Origin of the sequence: Kitasatospora sp. NPDC002551 (assembly GCF_040296005.1) — a bacterium.
In the GTDB taxonomy this organism is placed as follows: Bacteria; Actinomycetota; Actinomycetes; order Streptomycetales; family Streptomycetaceae; genus Kitasatospora.
In genome coordinates this window covers 1-16,565 of record NZ_JBEOWI010000041.1, presented here as the reverse complement: position 1 = coordinate 16,565, position 16,565 = coordinate 1, and the positions used below count along the sequence as shown (strand labels likewise).

General features: G+C 74.7%; 14 protein-coding genes. 8 read left to right on the top strand and 6 right to left on the bottom strand.

From position 1 onward, the window contains the following. Positions 1–64: 64 nt before the first annotated feature. On the bottom strand, positions 65–634 hold the full coding sequence (locus ABT093_RS28635) for a DUF4240 domain-containing protein (RefSeq protein ID WP_350569363.1): 570 nt from the start codon (positions 632–634) through the stop codon (positions 65–67). A gap of 334 nt (positions 635–968) precedes the next feature. Between ABT093_RS28635 and ABT093_RS28630 the strand changes: the two genes are divergently transcribed. Next, positions 969–1,607, top strand: a complete 639-nt coding sequence (locus tag ABT093_RS28630) for a WbqC family protein (RefSeq protein ID WP_350569361.1) — start codon at positions 969–971, stop codon at positions 1,605–1,607. A 146-nt stretch (positions 1,608–1,753) separates the two neighbouring features. Then, on the top strand, positions 1,754–3,529 hold the full coding sequence (locus ABT093_RS28625) for an endonuclease/exonuclease/phosphatase family protein (RefSeq protein ID WP_350569360.1): 1,776 nt from the start codon (positions 1,754–1,756) through the stop codon (positions 3,527–3,529). A gap of 563 nt (positions 3,530–4,092) precedes the next feature. On the opposite strand, the gene secD is transcribed toward ABT093_RS28625, so the two are convergent. Continuing rightward, the gene (secD, locus tag ABT093_RS28620; protein ID WP_350569358.1) at positions 4,093–6,426 is read right to left on the bottom strand and encodes a protein translocase subunit SecD; all 2,334 of its coding nucleotides are present in this window, start codon (positions 6,424–6,426) and stop codon (positions 4,093–4,095) included. A 177-nt stretch (positions 6,427–6,603) separates the two neighbouring features. Further along, complete coding sequence (locus ABT093_RS28615) at positions 6,604–7,023, bottom strand: hypothetical protein (RefSeq protein ID WP_350569357.1); 420 nt, start codon at positions 7,021–7,023, stop codon at positions 6,604–6,606. Positions 7,024–7,249: 226 nt separating this feature from the next. On the opposite strand from ABT093_RS28615, the gene ligA reads away from it, so the two are divergent. Further along, complete coding sequence (gene ligA, locus ABT093_RS28610) at positions 7,250–9,325, top strand: NAD-dependent DNA ligase LigA (RefSeq protein WP_350569356.1); 2,076 nt, start codon at positions 7,250–7,252, stop codon at positions 9,323–9,325. A gap of 33 nt (positions 9,326–9,358) precedes the next feature. Here the strand turns inward: ligA and ABT093_RS28605 are convergent, their stop codons facing one another. Next, positions 9,359–9,856, bottom strand: a complete 498-nt coding sequence (locus ABT093_RS28605; RefSeq protein WP_350569355.1) for a hypothetical protein — start codon at positions 9,854–9,856, stop codon at positions 9,359–9,361. 226 nt (positions 9,857–10,082) lie between these two features. Between ABT093_RS28605 and ABT093_RS28600 the strand changes: the two genes are divergently transcribed. Next, positions 10,083–10,760, top strand: a complete 678-nt coding sequence (locus ABT093_RS28600; protein WP_350569354.1) for a TNT domain-containing protein — start codon at positions 10,083–10,085, stop codon at positions 10,758–10,760. Between the two features lie 118 nt (positions 10,761–10,878). Here ABT093_RS28600 and ABT093_RS28595 read toward each other — a convergent pair whose 3' ends face one another. Then, positions 10,879–11,658: a serine aminopeptidase domain-containing protein gene (locus tag ABT093_RS28595; RefSeq protein ID WP_350569352.1), complete on the bottom strand. Its 780-nt coding sequence runs from the start codon at positions 11,656–11,658 to the stop codon at positions 10,879–10,881. Positions 11,659–11,875: 217 nt separating this feature from the next. Here ABT093_RS28595 and ABT093_RS28590 point away from each other — a divergent pair, with 217 nt between their 5' ends. Further along, positions 11,876–12,688 carry a mechanosensitive ion channel family protein gene (locus ABT093_RS28590; protein WP_350569351.1) on the top strand — a complete coding sequence of 271 codons (813 nt, stop codon included), beginning with the start codon at positions 11,876–11,878 and terminating at the stop codon, positions 12,686–12,688. Positions 12,689–12,746: 58 nt separating this feature from the next. Here ABT093_RS28590 and ABT093_RS28585 read toward each other — a convergent pair whose 3' ends face one another. Next, complete coding sequence (locus ABT093_RS28585) at positions 12,747–13,133, bottom strand: DUF6401 family natural product biosynthesis protein (RefSeq protein WP_350569349.1); 387 nt, start codon at positions 13,131–13,133, stop codon at positions 12,747–12,749. A 164-nt stretch (positions 13,134–13,297) separates the two neighbouring features. Here ABT093_RS28585 and ABT093_RS28580 point away from each other — a divergent pair, with 164 nt between their 5' ends. The 3 genes from ABT093_RS28580 to ABT093_RS28570 all read left to right on the top strand — a co-directional run bounded on the left by ABT093_RS28580 (position 13,298) and on the right by ABT093_RS28570 (position 16,471). Continuing rightward, positions 13,298–14,224 (top strand): LLM class F420-dependent oxidoreductase, encoded by a 927-nt coding sequence (locus ABT093_RS28580; RefSeq protein WP_350569348.1) that lies wholly within the window; start codon positions 13,298–13,300, stop codon positions 14,222–14,224. A 204-nt stretch (positions 14,225–14,428) separates the two neighbouring features. After that, positions 14,429–15,151, top strand: a complete 723-nt coding sequence (locus ABT093_RS28575; RefSeq protein ID WP_350569347.1) for an AAA family ATPase — start codon at positions 14,429–14,431, stop codon at positions 15,149–15,151. Between the two features lie 309 nt (positions 15,152–15,460). Next, positions 15,461–16,471: a zinc metalloprotease gene (locus ABT093_RS28570; protein ID WP_350569346.1), complete on the top strand. Its 1,011-nt coding sequence runs from the start codon at positions 15,461–15,463 to the stop codon at positions 16,469–16,471. The last annotated feature ends 94 nt before the right edge of the window (positions 16,472–16,565 follow it).

Sequence of the window (16,565 nt, the reverse complement as noted above, 5' to 3'; positions counted from 1 at the left end):
GTAGTCGGCGGCTCCGGCGGGAGTTCTCCGCCCACGGTCGTGGGCTCCGGCGTTGCGTCACCGGTCAGGAGCGGGCTTCTCCGGGGAAGAGGGCGTCGAGCCGGGGTGTCCCGGCCCTCACCGTGGCCTCTGCGGTGTCGTCGGGCTTCGGCCATGCTTCCTCGACGGCGTCCAGGGCCTCGTGGAACGCCTCCGAGCAGTCGTCGTCCTGGCCCGTCAGCTCGCCGAACACCTCCTGGGCGACGTAGCCGAGCTCCTCCCATTCCGGCCATTCGTCGTCGTGCCACTCCCGCAGGTGCCGTCCCGCCAGGGCGAGTACCTCGGCGACGTCGGCGAGGGCGTCCGGGTCGGCGAGCACCGCCCGGTACGTCCTCTGCCCCTGGGCCACCAGCCAGAGCGCGAAGTAGTCGAAGCCGTCGTCAGAGCACAAGCCACCCTCGATCCGGCGCACCGCCCGCCACAGTGCCCCGGTGGCGACCACCGCGCACGCGGCCTCCAGCCGTGCCTGGAACTCCACCGCCCCCGCGGCCGGCCCGCGCCGCAACTCCCCGCGCAGCCACTCCAACCGTTCGTCCCGGCTACCGGGGCGACAGCTCAGCTCGTCCATGAGCGCCCAGAAGGTCTCGTCGTCCATGGTGCAAAGGATCGCAGCCACCACCGACACGCCCGAGGGCTCCCGAGCCAACAGCGGGGCAGCCCTGCCAGGCCGCACAGCCCTGGGAACGGCCTGCCTGTGGCACCTCACGAACTGCGCGCGCCCACCCGTACCCGGCTGAGCTTCGGATGTACGCCAACAGGCACCCTCGGTCGACCCCCGCGGGCGCGCGGGGAGGCTGCGCCGGCCGTTGATCCGCATCAGCGTGTCCCCGGGGGCGCCGCCGCGCCCCCGGGGCGGGCTGCGGCGGAGGGTTCTGTGCGCGAGCGGAGTGGATCCCAGCCTCCCTCGAACTCGCCGGCCCTTCGCCTGGATGACGGCCCGGAGGAGCCTGCGAGCCTGCCGCCTCGAAGGCGATGGGGTTGACCACGCCGTACTCGGCATCACCCGACCTTGCAGTCGCCTCCTCACCCGCCAACACGGTTGCCTGGGCGCGATCCACCGGCCCAACCTCTTCATGCGCCTGTCCACCATGGCCAAGGCGGCCGCCGCGGACGTGTGGGTGGTCCTGGACGATGCGCAGTTCGCCCGCCGCGACTACCAGCACGGGGCCCGGCCCGGCTCCTTCGCCGACGACAGCCGGGCCCGCCGGCTGACCGTCCCCACCCACCTGCCGGACGGCCGCTCGACGGTGATCCGCGAAGCCCGGGTGGTCGACGCGGCCCTCTCCCGTCGCCGAGTCGCCGACGCCCGATCACCCCGCCCTCGGCGGGCCGGAGGTCCGCGGCCGTCATCGGTGTCGACACCGCCGGCCACAGGGCGCTTGGACGCCTCGGCCGACGGGTCCCTGATGGTTCGGGGGAGGGTCCGCAGGGCGCGGCGGGCGTCTTCCCGTCGGGGCTCCGGACGCGAGAGGCAGAGCCCGGATCACCGTGGTCGCGGTGGCGGCGCCGCAGACAGGAGGCGGCCGTGGGGCTCCGCAGTGGACCCACCCCCGGGTATGGTCTGCTGATCTTGTTGATGGCCCGCCCGTGGAGTGCCGGTGGCGCTCACCGGGCGGGCCGAGTGTGGAGGGGGAAGTTCACCGTGCGTAGACGCGGGACATTCGCCGTTCTGTTGGCATTGTTGGTGGTCCTGGCAGGGATGCCGCAGGCGGCCGTGGCCGACGCACCGACGCCGACGACAGCGCCGCTGGTCCGGTTCCTGACGTACAACATCTGCGGAAACAGCCTCGAAAGTGGCTGTACCAGCCCGCGGACGGTGGAGCCGCGGCGTGCCGAGGTCGTGAGCCAGGCGCTCGAATGGAAGGCCGACCTGGTCTTCCTCCAGGAGGTGTGCCGTCAGCAGTACAACGCCATCAACACGAGCTTGATGGCCGAGGGGTACAGCTCCGGCAACTTCGTGACCACCTTCAGCCCGACCGAGTCGCCGGGCCTGTGCTCGATGGACGACCCGACCGACACCAAGCCGTCGACGGTGGTGACCGGCGACTACGGCATCGCGGTGTTCGCCAAGGGGCCCGTGACCAGCAGGAAGATGCTCAACCCTTCGGTCGGCCCGTACGGCGACGTCACGACGGCGACGGCGAAGGAGGACTGGTTCGCGGCGTGCGTCGAGGCCACGGTCCAGTCCGTCAGGACCCGCGCGTGCTCCGTCCACCTGTGGCCCAACCACGGGGCGCCGCACGACCCGCTCCTCACCCTCACGCAGGCGTACAACCTGTCGATCGACCCGTGGCTCAACGACGGCGCCGCCGTGGTGCTGGGCGGTGACTTCAACCCGGTCAACCGCAACACCTACGGCAGCCGCGAGCGACCCCGCTCCGCGGACCTCGACCCGTTCTACCTGGGCGGCACGGGTGCCATTCCCGGTGGTCAGCCGATGATCGAGACCGACGAGACCGACGTCGACCGCTTCGACTACGAGTGCCGGGACCAGGCCGGGCATCCCGTGGTGACGCGCTGCCGCTCCGGTCAGTACACCCACCCCACGAACGGCAAGCTCGACTACATCTTCCTGGACGAAAGCCACTTCAAGAACGTCGCCGCCGCGGTCGACGCCCCCGCCCCGAGCCGCCAGGGCATCTCCGATCACCTTCCCTACCGGGGCGCGGCGACCTTCAAGCACTGCAACACCAGGGCCGACGTCTACGCCGACCTGCTGCGCGTGGACACCGGGGGCGACCTCTGGCGGCACTTCGGCCGCAGTGACGGCAAGATCGCCGCCGACGAGTGCAAGACCGGCTTCGGCTGGAAGAACACCGAGTTGATCGCCCGGGCGGGGGACGTCGACACGGACGGCGACGGCGACCTCTACGCGATCGACACCAGCGGCACCCTGCGCTTCTACCCGGGTGACCTGGACTCCGAGCTGTTCACCCGCGCACCCCGCGAGGTGGCCCAGGGCCTCGGCGCCGTCGACCGGCTCGCCGTGAGCCCCGACATGGACGGCGACGGGCACCCCGACCTCGTCGTGCGGACCGGCGACGGCATGCTCACCCGCTTCTCGACCAGGACGGACGGCAGCCTCGGCCCCGCCGTCGCCCTCTCGTCCGGCTTCGGGGCCTACGACACCGTCCTCACCCCCGGCGACCTCACCGGTGACGGCCTTCCCGACATCCTCACCCGCACTCCCGGCGGCGACCTCTACCGCTTCGCCGGCAAGGCCGACGGCACACTCGACGGCCCGGTGAAGGTCGGCTCCGGCTGGAACGTGTTCACGCAGATCCTGGCCCCCGGCAACGTCGACGGGGACGCCGCCGGCCGGGGAGACCTCCTGGGGATCAAGCCGCACAGCACCACCGACCCCAAGAAGGACGTCTTCCTCCGCAGGGGCACCGGAGACCCGTCCGCCCCGTTCCCCGACCCGCCCGCCGTCCTCTCCGACAGCGACCGCAGCGGTTGGGGCTTCCCCGCCGCCGACCGGCTCTTCTGACCTGCAGGCCACGTCCTGGCAACCCGCTTCACTGCCCCGGTCCGCCCCCGGACCGGGGCACAGCCGTACCGGCTGGCACCAGTGCGCCCCCGACCGCACCTCCCCGTGGCCGCGGGGATGACGAGGTGTCACGGAGCGGCGCCCATCGTGGCAGACGCCGGCGAGGGTCGTCGGTGCGGGAAGCCTCACCCGCTGCCTGCTGCCGGCTCGGCTCACGGGTGGGACCGAGCTCGTCCTCGGGACCTGGCTGCGGATCAGCGAAGACGATCTGGAGCGCGCCCGCCGGATCCGGAAAGCCCCGGAGTACCGGGACCTCGTACTCCGGGGTGCCATGGCCAACGCCATCAAGCCGGTCGGAACCCACATCCACCTCACCGTGGCCGTCCACCTCTCGCCCAGGGCCCTCGCGCTGCTCACCGTCCTGGCCGGTGGCGGGCACCCGGTTCCTCATCCAGCGCTGACCACCCCCGCGGGCCCGGACCGACCGGTCCGGGCCCGCGCCCGATTCGCGGACCGCGGCAGGCGCCGCCCCGGAAGGGGACGTTGCCGGCGCTCTGCTCCGGTCAGACCACCGCCCCGTTGTGGTCGCGGGCCCGGGCCGCGGCCGCCGCGTGCGGTGTCCGGGACTCCCGGGCATCCCGCGGTCGGTCCGGGAAGCGTCCCTGGAGCAGCACGACCACCGGCATCGCGGTGAAGACCGTCGAGGCCGTGCCCACCAGGACCCCGGCCAGCAGTGCCACCGAGAAGTCGGCGAGCGAGTCGCCGCCGAGGACCGCGAGGGCCAGCAGGACGAAGAGCGCCCCCATGCCGGTGTTCACCGTCCGGGGGAGGGTCTGTGCCACGGCGCGGTCGGCGAGGTCCGCCCAGCTCGCCTTCGTCCCGGTCCGGCGCAGCTCGCGCAGCCGGTCCAGGACGACCACCGTGTCGTTGACCGAGTACCCGACGATGGTGAGCAGCGCGGCGAGGAAGACGCTGTCCACCGGCTTGCCCAGCCAGGCGAAGAGGCCGAGGACGAGCAGCAGGTCCTGCGCCATCGCGATCACCGCGGCGGCCGCGAAGGTCCACCGGAAGCGGATCGTGAGGTAGAGCAGCTGGGCGGCGACCGCGAGCCCGAGCGCGGCCAGCGCGTAGCCGCGCAGCTCGCTGCCGAGGCTCGGCCCGATCAGCTCGTCGCGCTCCACGGACAGTTCGCCGGTGACGCCGGTGAGCGCCTCCCGGATGCGCTGCTGCTGGTCGTCGCCGGTCTCCTTGGTGCGGACGGACACGCCGGTGTCGCCGGTGGTCTGCACCACGGCCTGCGGGAACCCGGCGTCGACCACCGCCGAGCGGGCGGCGTCCGCGTCGACCCGCTGCGCGGCGGTGTACTGCGCCACCCGGCCGCCGGTGAACTCGACGCCGAAGTCCAGGCCGCGCCCGCCGATCCCGGCCAGGGCGAGCAGCAGCAGGCCGGCGCAGGCGCCCAGCCAGCGCCGCCGGTGGCGCATCAGCCGGGGCGGCCGCCGGGTCAGCCGGGTCCGGAGCCGGCCGACGGTGGCCATGCCGGTCAGGGCGGGCCGCCGGGCGACGGCCGGCCGGCGCACCGCCCACTCGGCGAGCAGCCGGGTGATCAGCATGGCCGAGAACATCGAGGCCAGCACGCCGATCGAGAGCGTCACCCCGAAGCCCTTGACCGGGCCGGTGGCGAACACGAAGAGCAGCCCGGCGGCGAGCAGCGTCGTCACGTTGGAGTCGGCCACCGCGCTCCACGCCTTCGCGAACCCGACGCGGAGCGGGCGCCGCAGGTCGCGTTCCTTGCCGCGGCCGGCCGCCCGGGGCGCGGTGAACTCCTCCCTGGCCCGTTCGAAGACCAGCACGTTGGCGTCCACCGCCATACCGATGGCGAGCACGAAGCCGGCCAGCCCGGGCAGGGTGAGCGTCGCGCCGAGCGCGACCACGGCGGCGTAGGAGATCAGTCCGTAGAGGACCAGCGCGACGGTGGCCAGCACCCCGAGCAGGCGGTACACCGCGATGATGAAGACCCCGGTGCAGAGCAGGCCGATGACCGCGGCCAGGGCGCTGGCCCGGATCGCCTCGGCGCCGAGGGTGGGGCCGACGGTGCTCTGCTCGATCACCGTCACCGGGACGGGCAGGGCGCCGCCCTTGACCAGGGCCGCGAGGTCGCGGGCCTCGTCGGCGGAGAAGCCGCCGGTGATCTGCGTCGAACCGCCGGTGATCCCCTGCCCGCAGGGCACGCTGTCCTGCACGCCGGGGGCGGACAGGACGCGGTCGTCGAGCACGATGGCGACCCGGCGGGCGGGGTCGGCGGGCGCGGCGCACGCCGCCTCGCCGGTGAGCCGGGCCCAGGCGTCGCCGGCCGAGCCGCGGAAGGAGAGGTCGATGCTCCAGCCGAGGCCGGTCCGGGAGTCGAGGACGGCCGAGGCGTCCTTGACGCCGTCACCGGTCAGCACCGGCGGGCCCAGCCGCAGGTGCTGGCCGGGGAGGCCGGGGTCGGCGAGGACCCGGGAGCCGTCCGCCGCGGGGGGTCCGGCCGGGCCGTCGGCGGTCCCGGTGACGGGGTGGAAGGTGAGCTGGGCGGTGCGGCCGATGACCCCGGCGGCCTCGCGGGGGTCCTGGACGCCGGGGAGTTCGACGACGATGCGCCGCTCCCCGGCGCGGGCGAGCGAGGGTTCGGCGACGCCGAGGCCGTCGACCCGGCGGCGCAGCACCTCCAGCGCCCGGTCGGTGGCGTCCGCGTCGGCGCGGACGGTGGGCGAGTCCTGGGTCTCCAGGACGATCCGGGTGCCGCCGCGCAGGTCGAGGCCGAGGCGGGGCGGGGTGGTCAGAGCGACGTAGAGCGAGACACCGACGACGGCGAGCGCGACGAGCGCGCGCCAGAACGTGGCACGGCGAGTAGGCATGGGTACTCCACGGGCGGTCCGCAGGAGCCGGGCGTCCGCGAGGGGACGCCGCACCCGGGACGGGCGGACGCGAGGGAACGGCGCGCCGCCGGGAACGCTCCGGGCACGGTGGCCGGAGCCCTCCCGTCCGGGCCGCGGGCAGGCCGCGGCACCCGGGTCGGCGGGCGCGGTGGAACGTCAGCTGGACCGGGTGGAGGGGGGACCGCGGGTGTGGCGGGGGTCGTAGTGGCCGGACGGCGGCGCCCGCTCCTGGCGCGGCCCCGGGGCGTACACCCCGGGCCGGGGCCGGGGGGCGTCCGTCCGGGCGCCCGGGAGCGTGGCCGGCGGGAGCACGGGCAGCCGGACGCCGGGCTCGGCGGCGGCCGTCCGCCGCTGGACGACGTCGGAGCCGGGGCGGTCCGCGGTGCGCCGGACCTCCGCGCCCGCCGGGCCGAGCCGTACGGCGGGCGCGGCCGGGGCGGCGACGGCGGGCTGCGCGCCGACGGCCGGCTGCGCCGCGCCCGTCGCCGTGCCGAGGACGACCTGGAAGACGGCCCAGGCCAGGAGGAACGCGCAGGACAGCGCGGCCGCCGCGGTCCTACGTACGCGTCGCTCCACTCCGGCCCCCCTCCCCGCTCGTGCCGTCACCCGGTCCCGTCCGCAAGAAGCTCTCACTGTAGGCGACGGCGCCGCCGCGCGGGGAGGCCGGGGCGGCGGAGCGGACCGGCCGGGGCCGGGGTCACCGTCCGGCGGGGCCGGGCCGGCGGTAGTGGCCCCGCGGCCTCGCCCCGAGCGACCCGTCGCCGAACACGGCGTTGTCGGTGCCGCCCAGCATGATGCCCTCATGACCCACGACACCGCCGCCGCTCTCTCCACCCCGGCCGACTACGCCGAAGCCGTCGAACGGGCGGTGCGGGCCGCCGCCGCCTACTACGGCGACGGATCGACCCCGCTGGGGGACGACGAGTACGACGCCCTGCTGCAGGCCGTCACCGCCTACGAGGACGCCCATCCCGACCAGGTACTGGGCAACTCCCCGACCGGCAAGGTCGCCGGCGGCGCGGCCGGCGGGGACGTGCCGCACAGCGTGCCGATGCTCTCCCTGGACAACGTCTTCTCCGCCGACGAGCTCGCGAAGTGGTCCGCAGGGCTGGAGCGGAACCTCGGCCACGAGGTGACCGCCTGGTGCGTGGAGCCCAAGCTCGACGGCATGGCGGTGGCCGCCCGCTACCGCGCCGGGCGCCTGCACCGGATCCTCACCCGCGGCGACGGCCTCGCCGGCGAGGACATCAGCCACGCCGCCGACGCCATCCTCGGCCTGCCCGCCGCGCTCAGCGACCCCATCGACGTCGAACTGCGCGGCGAGGTGCTGCTCACCCACGACCAGTTCGAGCACGCCAACCGGCTGCGCACCGAGCACGGCGCGACGCCGTTCGCCCACCCCCGCAGCGGCGCGGCCGGCACCCTGCGCGCCAAGGACCGCCCCTACCGCGTCGAGCTGACCTTCTTCGCCTACGGCGCCGTCGGCCTGGACGAGGACCTCGGCCACAGCGCGCTGCTGGAACTGCTCGCCGCCCTCGGCGCCAACACGGCCGCCACCACCCCCGCCCACCCGCGGCGCTGCGCCACCCAGGAGGAGGTCCGGCAGCGCGTCGAGGAGATCGCCGCACTGCGCGCCTCGCTGCCGTTCGGCATCGACGGCGTGGTCGTCAAGGCCGACTCCGCCGCCGACCGGCGTGACGCCGGGTCCGGGTCGCGGGCTCCGCGCTGGGCCGTCGCCCGCAAGCTCGCCGCCGAGCACAAGGTCACCCGGCTGCTCGGCGTCGAGTGGAACGTCGGCCGCACCGGCATCGTCGCCTCGCGTGCCGTCCTCGAACCCGTCGACATCGACGGCGTCACCGTCACCTACGCCACCCTCCACAACCCGGCCGACATCACCCGGCGCGACCTGCGGATCGGCGACCGGGTCTTCGTCTACCGGGCCGGCGACGTGATCCCGCGCGTGGAGGCGCCGCTCGCCGACGAGCGCACCGGCGAGGAGCGGCCGATCGTCTTCCCCGAGGCCTGTCCCCGCTGCGGCGATGCCATCGACACCACCGAGCAGCGCTGGCGCTGCACCCGTGGCCGCAACTGCCAGGCCGTCGCCTCCGTCGTCTACGCGGCCGGCCGCGACCAGCTCGACATCGAGGGCCTGGGCCGCACCCGCGCCGTCCAGCTCGTCGAAGCCGGCCTCGTCACCGACATCGCCGACCTCTTCTCCCTCACCCGCGAGCAGCTCCTCGCCCTGGAGCGCATGGGCGACACCAGTACCGAGAACCTCCTCGCCGCGATCGAGACCGCCCGCAGCCGGCCCCTGAACCGCGTGTTCTGCGCACTCGGCGTGCGCGGCACCGGGCGCACCATGTCCCGCCGCATCGCCGCCCACTTCGGGTCCATGGCCGCGATCCGGGCGGCCGACGCCGAGACGCTGGCCGCCGTGGACGGCATCGGCACGGAGAAGGCCCGCGTCATCGTCGCCGAACTCGCCGACCTCGCGCCTCTCCTCGACAAGCTCGCCACCCGGGACGTCGGCACCGCCGTCACCGAACCCCAGGGGCCGGCCGCCGCGGAGAACGCCGCCGTCGGCGAACCCGCGGACGGTCCCGACGCGCAGCAGCCGGGCTCGGCCGCGCCGCTCGCCGGTGAGGCCGTCGTCGTCACCGGCAGCATGACCGGCCCGCTCGCCGCCCTGTCCCGCAACGAGATGAACGAGCTCGTCGAGCGCGCCGGCGGCAAGGCCTCCTCCTCGGTGTCCACCCGCACCACCCTGCTGGTGGCCGGGGAGAAGGCCGGCTCGAAGCGGGCGAAGGCCGAGACGCTCGGCATCCCGGTCCTCACCCCGGAGGAGTTCGCGGACCGCGTCGCCGCGTACCTGCCGTAGCGCCACGGCGCGCCGGATCTTCCGGAAGGAGCATCAGAGGCAGATCCAGCAGTAGAGGTCCTCGCCCGCCTCCCGGGCGCGGCGGGCCAGCGCGGTCAGGGCCTCGACCAGGGGGCGCAGGTCCTCGCCGTCGGTGGTGTCCAGCTCTTCCGAGGCGGCCGCCCAGCGGGCGCTGACGGCGGGGAGGCCGGCGGCCGGGAGGTCGGCGAGGGTGTCGCGGGCGGGGCGGGACAGGCGCATGATCCACGGGCCGGTCGACCAGGGGTCGTCCTCGTCCGTGGGGCCCTCGCGGCCGGGCGGGGGAGTGGTCGGCCACACGGGGGTCTCGCCGGCCAGGTCGGCCTCCCACTGCACGTCTCGGGCGACGGCGATCAACTGGCCCAGGACGACCTCCGGGTCGACGCCCTTGGCCCGGACTCCGTCGAACACCGGCCGCGCCCCGCCGACCAGCGGGCCGCCCTCGGCGTCGTCGACCGCCGCGAGGACGGCGCCGTCGTCGGGCGCGCGGAAGTAGTCGGTCAGGACGCCCATGGCGGTGGTTCCCGTCTGCTCGGTGGTTCCGGTGCACGGGCAGTGGATCAGGTGCTACTGACACCGTGCCGCCCGGGCGCGGCGTCAGAGTGCCCTCGCTGAACGGGTGAACGGGCCCCGGGCGGGCGTTTCGTCCACGAAGTGGCGCTGCGGTGACGTGTAACTTCCGGTTCCGATCGATCCGTTGTGTGCCCCGCTTCGCCCACCCTCCGGAGGAGACACCCCCATGCGCTCCCGCAACCTCGCCGCCCTCGCCCTGGCGGCCGCCCTGCTGTCGACCGGAACGGTCGCCGTCCAGAGCGCCGCCGCCGTGGACGAATGTCCGCGCGAGCAGTACCGGCCGACCCCCGAGGACCTGCTCAAGTACTACTGCGGCTTCAAGGAGTTGGGCCCCACCGCCGAGGGGCTGAAGAAGCTGCCCGCGTACAAGCTGCTCACCGACTACAACCGCACCGGCGGCCTGCGGCCCGGACAGTTCCTCTCCTGGTACCGCGACGGCCTCAACTGGAAGTACCCGGGGGAGGACGGCTTCGACGACAAGGACGGCACCATCGACAAGGCGGCCGTCGAACTCGCGGCGGGCACCAAGCTCGACCGCTTCGGCGACACCGGCGGCCGCTTCCTGTCCACCGCCGGCACGCCCTACCCCCAGCGCGCCCTTCCGCCGGACAGCCTCAACCCCATCGTCAAGAACAACACGGAGCAGGACAGTTACCACTGCTACACCGTGCTGAAGCCGTTCAAGGTCCAGCAGGGCCGCATCGCCGCCGCGTTCAACCAGCCCGGCGGCGGCACCCAGCAGATGCTGGACAAGGCCCTCGACCCGAACGCCACCAACGTGCAGAACCTCCTGGACACCAACTTCCTGGGCAAGCTCGACATCTCCGAGTGCCTGCCCAAGTGACCCTTCGGTCCGGCGCCCACCCCCGTCAGGGGGTGGTGCGCGCCTCTCGGAGGCGGCGTGATCAGGGTGCCGCTGACGCCCGAGTCCGCCGGTGCGCGCCGGGCGTTGGGGTGACCGCTCAGGCGTCGGTGGGCAGCGCGCGGGCGGGGTGGAGCGGCGGGGCGGTGCGGGGGTGGGAGGGGAGCGGCAGGCCGAGCGAGGCCTCGGAGCCGGGCGGGAGGGCGAGCGCGGCGGCGGCCTCCGGGGGCAGGTCGCGCAGGCCGAGCAGTCCGGCGGAGAGCCGGGCGGTGGCACGGTGCCAGTCGCCGATCCGCCGCATCAGGGTGTGGCCGGTGCCGGCGACCGTGTAGCCGCAGACCCGGGCCCCGGCGGCGCGGCCGCGGGCGGCGAAGGCGCGGGTGTCGGCGGGGGAGGTGACCCGGTCGAGGTCGCCGTGCAGCATCAGGACGTCGCGGCCGGCCAGCTGCTCGCACGGGTCCTCGGCCGGGCACCACGGGGCGAGCGCGACGACGCCGGTGACCGTCGGGTGACCGGCCGCGTGCAGGGCGGCCCGGCCGCCCATCGAGTGGCCGACCAGGACGGTCGGCACCGGGCCCAGCGCCTCCGCGAGGTCGTCGAGCGCGGCGACGGCGTCCCGGGCGGCGTCGGCCCGCTCGCCGTTCCAGCCCCGGTGGCGGTAGCGGACCGCGCCGACCGCCACGCCCGCCCCCGCCGTCTCCCGGCGCAGCGCGCGCACGAAGCCGGCCATCCGCAGACCGGGCAGGTTGAGCGGGCCGGGCCGGGCGAGGCCGTGCTCCTGGCCGCCGTGCAGGACCAGCACCGCGGCGCCCGGCCGCTCCGGCAGCCCGTGCCAGACCAGCGCCCGGTGCCCGCCGCCGCCCGTACGGTTGTCGCTCACGTTGTCCGCTCCCCGCCCGTCCGCCGTCTGCCGTGTGGACCGCCACTGTACGGCCAGGACGCGCGCGGTGGGGATGCCCCGACCGCGGCTGCGGCTTCACCCGGCGAGGCCAGTGCGGGCCGCCGGGGCGTGCGGTCGCCCGGGGGCGCTGCTATCCACGAAGGGTGGGGGGTCCCCGCGCCGCTCCCGGCGCGGGGTCTCCGAGTGGAGGACTCCCGTGGCCCAGCAGCTCGCCCTGTCCGTCGACTTCGGCTCCGGCTTCACCGAGGCCTGGTCGAAGGTCGCCAAGTTCATTCCCCAGTTCATCGCCTTCCTGGCGATCCTGATCATCGGGTGGTTCGTCGCCAAGGCCATCGCCCGGCTGCTCGACCGGGTGCTGCGCCGGGTCGGCTCCGAGCGGGTGGCCGAACGCTCCGGGATCGCCCGGCACCTGGCCGGCTCGAAGTACGACCTGACCGGGATCGTCAGCAAGATCGTCTACTACGCGATCCTGTTGATGGCGCTCCAGCTCGCGTTCGGCGTCTTCGGCCCGAACCCGATCAGCGTCATGATCAACGGCATCGTCGCCTGGCTGCCGCGGGGCATCGTCGCGGTCGTCATCGTGGTGGTCGCGATGGCCATCGCCAACGCCGTGCGCGACATCGTGCGCAGCGCCCTGTCCGGCGCCGCCTACGGGCGGACGGTGGCCACCATCGCCTGGGCGTTCATCGTCCTGCTGGGCGTGGTCGCGGCGCTCGGCCAGGCCGGGATCGCCACCGCCATCACCGGTCCGGTGCTGGTCGCGGTGCTGGCCTCGATCGCCGGCATCCTGATCGTCGGCGTCGGCGGCGGCCTGATCATCCCGATGCGCCAGCGCTGGGAGCGCTGGCTGGACAGCGCCGAGAAGGAGACCGCCAAGCTGCGCGGCAGCGCCTACCAGGCCGGCCGGGCGGACGCGCTGGCCAACCAGCCGGCCCGGCCGGCCACCCCGGCCACGCCGCCGCCGGCCCCGGGCATCGACCCCGGCCGGCCGGGCGAGCAGCCGGGATGAGCCGCCGGGTCGGACGCCGCCGCGTCGGACGTCACCAGGTCGGACGCCGGCGGGGCGGTCAGGCCGCGAGCAGACCGTCCTGCCGGACCAGCCAGCAGATCGCGGTCAGCCGGTGCACCGCGTAGTCGTACCCGACCGGTTCGCGCCAGCCGATCTCGGCCAGCGCGTCGAGGAAGCCCAGCGCGTAGTCGGACAACTCCTCGCGGTCCAGGGGCCGGGGCAGCAGCTCCGGCCCCTGCTCGTACAGCAGGTCGCGCAGCTCGGCGGCGTGCTGGTCGACCGCCGCGGTGAAGCCGGGCTCGAAGGCGAACTCGGCGAGCCGGGGCGTGAAGGCGGCGACGATCCCGGGCAGCGGACAGCCGGCCGGCCGGTCGCGCGGGTCGGCGAAGTCGTCGGGGGAGTCGTCGGGAGAGCCCCGGTGCGACTCGTCGGGCGTGGCGGACATCCGTCCACCGTAGGCGAGCGCGCGAGCCGCTCCGGCCGTCGGAGGCGGTTGCGGGCTGAGACCTTGGCCACGCCGCCGGTCCGCGGGCGGCCGCGGCCACGCCGCCGGCGCCGGTTCGGCGAATCCGTTCTGGGCACGCCGCGGTCCGTACCAGAATGGCCGCCATGGATCTCCGCATCTTCACCGAACCGCAGCAGGGCGCGAGCTACGACACCCTCCTCAAGGTGGCCCGGACCGCCGAGGAGCTGGGGGCCTTCAGCGCCTTCTTCCGCTCCGACCACTACCTCAAGATGGGCGCGGCCAGTGGCCGGCCCGGCCCGACCGACGCCTGGATCACCCTGGCCGGCCTCGCCCGCGAGACCAGCACCATCCGTCTCGGCACCCTGATGACCGCCGCCACCTTCCGGCTGCCCGGCGTGCTCGCCATCCAGGTCGCCCAGGTCGACGCGATGAGCGGCGGGCGGGTGGAGTTCGGCCTCGGCGCGGGCTGGTACGAGGCGGAGCACACCGCCTACGGCATCCCCTTCCCGAAGGAGCGGTTCGGGCGGCTGGAGGAGCAGCTGGAGATCGTCACCGGTCTCTGGAGCACGCGGCTGGGCGAGACCTTCGACTTCGAGGGGACGTACTACCGGCTGAGCGAGTCGCCGGCGCTGCCCAAGCCGGTCCAGGCGAAGATCCCGGTCCTGGTCGGCGGCGTCGGCCCGACCCGCACCCCGGCCCTGGCCGCCCGCTTCGCCGACGAGTTCAACCTGCCGTTCGTCTCCGTGGAGGACACCGCCGCCCAGTTCGGCCGGGTCCGCGCGGCCGTCGAGAAGGCCGGCCGCAAGGCCGACGACCTGGTCTACTCCAATGCCCTGGTGGTCTGCGTGGGCCGCGACGACGCCGAGGTGGCCCGCCGGGCCGCCGCGATCGGCCGCGGGGTCGACGACCTGAAGGCCAACGGCCTGGCCGGGACCCCGGACGAGGTGGTGGAGAAGATCGGCCGGTACGCCGCCGTCGGCTCCGAGCGGATCTACCTGCAGGTCCTGGACCTCGAGGACCTCGACCACCTGGAGCTGATCGCCTCCCGGATCGCCCCGCAGCTCGGCTGAGCGGCCCGCTCCCGCGCCTGCTCCCCGGCCCGCTCCCCGGCCCTCCGTAACGGTCCCGGAGCACTTCTGTGACGTACCTGGGGCGGTAAAGGGCTCGGCCCGGACCCGGTCTGACCATTAGTCTTTACTCTCTCTTGAAGGGGGAAGGCTCTTCGGGAAGCGGGTCCGGGAGAGCCCGGGCCGGCGGGGACGCAGGGGGTTTCGATGGCGGACGCGCAGGTCTCCAGGACGGTGCTCGACCGAGCGGCTGCCGACCGGGAGGGGCCCGACCGGACGGTCCCGGCGCCGCGGGCCGGCTGCCCGGACGTCGCGGCGGAGCCGGCCGGCGGCCCGCTGCGCCCGTGCGGCCTGCAGGACCTGCGGCGGACCCGGCCGGGCCGGCCCGGCCCGGCCGCGCTGCACTACCCGGAGGGCGACCTGCTGGTGGTCTCCGGGCTGCCGGGCAGCGGGAAGAGCACGCTGATGCGCCGCTGCGTGCGCGCCCCGCTGGTCGACTCGCAGCCGGTCCGCGAGGAGTACGCGGCCCGGCTGCCCTCCTGGCTGCCGTACGCGGTGTACCGCCCGCTGGTGCGGATCGCGCACTACCGGCGGCTGCGGCGCGCGGTGCTGGCCGGCGGTCCGCTCGCCGTGCACGACTGCGGGGCGGTGCCCTACGTGCGGCAGTGGCTGGTCCGGGTGGCCGAGCGGCAGGGGCGCCGGGTGCACCTGGTGCTGCTGGACGCCAGTGCCGAGGAGGCCCGCGACGGCCAGCGTGCCCGCGGGCAGGCCGTCTCCGCGTACGCCTTCGCCCGGCACCGGGAGGCCGCCCGGCGGCTGCACCGGCGGCTGGCCGGGACGGGGCGCCCGCCCGCCGGATGTGCGTCGGCCGTGGTACTCGACCGGGCCGGTGCGCGCGCCCTGCGGGAGATCGTCTTCCCGGCGTCGTAGTCTCGGCGAGGCGGTTCGGGCGCCCGGTTCATCCCGTTCGTCCTGTCCCGCCGGCCGCCGCACCGCTGCGCGGGGCAGACGGGGTGTCACGTTTCGGACAGGCCGGGGCCGGTACTGTGCGCATGCGCGCGACGGGAAATGCTCCATGTGCGGCGAGGTCGGACCGCTCAAACTTCCGGATTATGTCCGATTTGCCGTCAGGACTTCCAGGCCGGAACAAGTCTGACGCGTACACGCGACCCTGCGTAGCCTGTGGCTCTCGGCGGCCCCCTCACCCGCCGTCCCCCACCACCCCCCTCAGGAGCGCAGATGCGTCGTTCCGCCCGTGTCCCCTCGCGTGCCACCAGCAAGTTCCTCGGCGCGGCAGCCGTCGCCGCTGCCCTCGGTCTGACCCAGTTCGCGGCGCCCACCGCGCTCACCGCCGCCGGCGCGGCCACCGTCGAGGCCCCGTCCGCCGCCTGTGCCGGCGACACCTCCCAGGACGCCGCGGCCCGCAAGCCCGCCGGCAGCCCCGCCGCCCAGGAGCCCAACGCCGTCACCGAATCCCAGGCCAAGGCGATGGACGCGGACCTCCAGGCCCGGCTCACCCAGCTGGCGAACTCGCCGCAGGGCGGCACCCTGCTCGCCCCCGGCACGCTGGCCGCCACCACGACCATCCCGGTGTACGTGCACGTCGTCCACTCGGGCACCACCGGCAAGCTGTCGGCCACCACCGTCGCCCGGCAGATCGACGTCCTCAACGCCGCGTACAGCGGCCTGGGCACCGGCAACACCGCGAGCCAGTTCCGCTTCCAGCTGGTCGCCACCGACTACACCGACAACTCGACCTGGTACAACGGGGTCGCGCCGGGCTCCAGCGCCGAGAAGGCGATGAAGACCGCGCTGCGCAAGGGCGGTGCCAACGCCCTCAACCTCTACAGCGCCAAGCTCGGCCAGTCGCTGCTCGGCTGGGCGACCTTCCCCAGCTCCTACAAGTCCAACCCGACCAACGACGGCGTGGTCATCCTGGACTCCTCGTTCCCCGGCGGCTCGGCCGCCAACTACAACGAGGGCGACACCGCCACCCACGAGGTCGGCCACTGGCTCGGGCTCTACCACACCTTCCAGGGCGGCTGCAGCGGCCAGGGCGACTACGTCGCCGACACCCCGGCCGAGGCGAGCGCCGCCTACCAGTGCCCGGCCGGCCGGGACACCTGCACGTCCACCGGTGTGGACCCGATCCACAACTTCATGGACTACACCTACGACTCCTGCATGACCCAGTTCACCCCCGGCCAGGTCGCCCGGATGTCCAACTCCTGGGCCGCCTACCGGGCCTGACGGCCCCGGCGCGGGATCTGAAGCCCTGGCGGGGGGGGGGGGGGGGGGGCGCCCCCCCCCCCCCCCCCCATAGAGGGGGGGGGGACCACAACGC